Source organism: Spirillospora sp. NPDC127506, from assembly GCF_040302145.1.
Lineage (GTDB): Bacteria > Actinomycetota > Actinomycetes > Streptosporangiales > Streptosporangiaceae > Spirillospora.
Map to the genome: position 1 here is coordinate 1 of NZ_JBEORG010000101.1, position 1,436 is coordinate 1,436.

Genomic DNA, 1,436 nt, shown 5'->3' on the forward strand with positions numbered 1-1,436 from the left:
GGCTCTTCACGATCGAGGGTGTAGTTGCGGTTTGAAGCCGCCGGTCTCGAGTAGTGATCTGGCGATGTAGTTGGTCAGGTTGCGGAACCCCAGTGCGGAGCCGCGGAGGTGCTCGAGCCGTCCGTTGATGGCCTCGGTGGGCCCGTTGGAGGTTCCCGGCCGGTCGAAGTAGGCCAGGACGTCGGCGGCTCGCTTGTTCAGCGTCCGTCCCAGCGTGATGACCTCGCTGAGCGCCTTCGGAACGCCGTGGCTGATCGATTCGATGAGCCGGGTCATCAGCGCGCGGCCCTTTGCCCGGTCGGGCTCACGGTAGGCGGCGATCATCTGCTGGTAGATGCCCCAGGTGGCCTCGACCTCGACGTGCTCGTCAACGGCGAACAGTGTGGTGAGCCGGTCTTTCTGCCGGTCGGTGAGCAGGCCGGCGCCGGTGTGCAGCGTCCGCCGGGCGCTGTAGAGCGGGTCGTTCTTCATGCCGCGGTGCCCGTGGACGGCCTGCTGCACCCGGCGTCGGCACCGGTCCAGGGCGTCACCGGCCAGGCGGACCACGTGGAAGGGATCCATCACCGCGACCGCGTCGGGCAGTTCCTCGGCGGTGGCGGTCTTGAAGCCGGTGAAGCCGTCCATCGCGACCACCTCCACCGCGTCGCGCCAGGTGTCGGGACGTTCGGCAAGCCAGGTCTTGAACGCCTGCTTGGAGCGGCCCTCGACCATGTCCAGCAGCCGGGCCGGGCCGGTGCCGGCACGGATGCCGGTCAGGTCGATGACCACGGTGACGTACTTGTCGCCACGGCGGGTGTGGCGCCACACATGCTCATCGACCCCGATGACCTTCACCCCGTCGAACCGGCCCACGTCGTCGATCAGAACCCGCCTGCCCTCGGCCAGGACGGCGTCGTTGGCGGTGTTCCAGGCCACTGCGAGGCCCTCGGCGACACGGGCGACGGTCAGGTGCTGGACCACGATCCCCTCCAGCGCCCATCGCAGCCCGCGACGCGACAGCTTCGCCCGCGGCTCGGCAGCCCGGGTGGTGTCCTGGCGCCACACGTGCCCGCAGCCGGGGCACCGGTAGCGCCGCACGACGACCTCCAGCGTCGTGGGCCGCCAGCCCAGCGGCTCGTGCGCCAGCCGCCGGGTCACGGTGTCACGCGGTGCCCCTTCACAGCCGCAGCGCCGACACCACTGATCCGGTTCGACGACCCGGCAGGCCAGTACCGCACGGTCGGGCTCAAGACGCTGCCCGGTGACTTGGAGACCGAGCTCGTCGAGCCGGCAGAAGGCGGTCAGATCAGCGCAGGCGAAGCCCGCAGGCGGGGTAGCGTCGTCCATGTCGAGGTCTTCCGGATGGCTGGCGTAGGAACCTCCATCCTCGGGAGACCTCGACCTCTATCCCCGGACCGACGCGCCAGCCCCCACCACACCCTCGATTGCGAAGAGCC

General features: G+C 69.8%; 1 protein-coding gene. It reads right to left on the reverse strand.

Annotated elements, in window-relative coordinates:
• Nucleotides 1-6: 6 nt before the first annotated feature.
• On the reverse strand, nucleotides 7-1,326 hold the full coding sequence (locus ABTW95_RS35650) for an ISL3 family transposase (protein ID WP_500228635.1): 1,320 nt from the start codon (nucleotides 1,324-1,326) through the stop codon (nucleotides 7-9).
• Nucleotides 1,327-1,436 lie beyond the last annotated feature (110 nt).

Excerpts from the sequence above, each read along its gene's own strand:
- ABTW95_RS35650 (WP_500228635.1), bottom strand. The coding sequence starts at position 1,326 with ATGGACGACGCTACCCCGCCTGCGGGCTTCGCCTGCGCTGATCTGACC.